We start from the raw sequence: 518 nt of genomic DNA on the forward strand, positions 1-518 counted from the left end.
GTGCTGCGTTGGCTGAAGACCGTCGTGGTGAGCGACGAGGAAAAGGCGTCGTAGGGGGATCCAGCCCCGACCGCCGGAAGCGCCCGTACACGGGCGATGACACCGCGGGGTGTGCGGCCTCGGTGCTGTTCGAGGTCAAGCTGTCCCTTGAAGGTCTCGTTGACCGACTCGATGACCTGCCACAACGGCTTGTACAGGGATCCGCCGGGCCGCTGCCGTTCGCCCTTGTGGGTCGGCCGTAGCAACCGGATTCCCTGCTGGGCGAGTTCTTGTTCGAAGTCCCGGCCGAAGTAATTCTTGTCGCCGATGAGCGTCTGTCCAGGCCGGGCGCGACAAGGTGCGGTTTCGCCGCAAGCAGGTCCAGCAGGGTATCGCGCTCGTCGGCCTTGACCCCGGTCAGGGCGAAGGCGACCGGCAGGCCCTGCAGGGTGCACACCAGGTGCAGGCGCAGGCCCCCAAAGAAGCGGCTGTGGCTGGCGCAGTACCCGTACTCGGCCCATCCAGCCAGGTCGGAGCGC

1 pseudogene is annotated in these 518 nt (G+C 67.0%); it reads right to left on the reverse strand.

Going from position 1 to position 518, the window contains the following annotated elements:
• Nucleotides 1-86 precede the first annotated feature (86 nt).
• A pseudogene (locus VXC91_RS46815) lies at nt 87-518 on the reverse strand (transposase); the annotation flags it as partial.

This window comes from Streptomyces chiangmaiensis (assembly GCF_036281785.1).
GTDB classification, from domain to species: Bacteria; Actinomycetota; Actinomycetes; order Streptomycetales; family Streptomycetaceae; genus Streptomyces; species Streptomyces chiangmaiensis.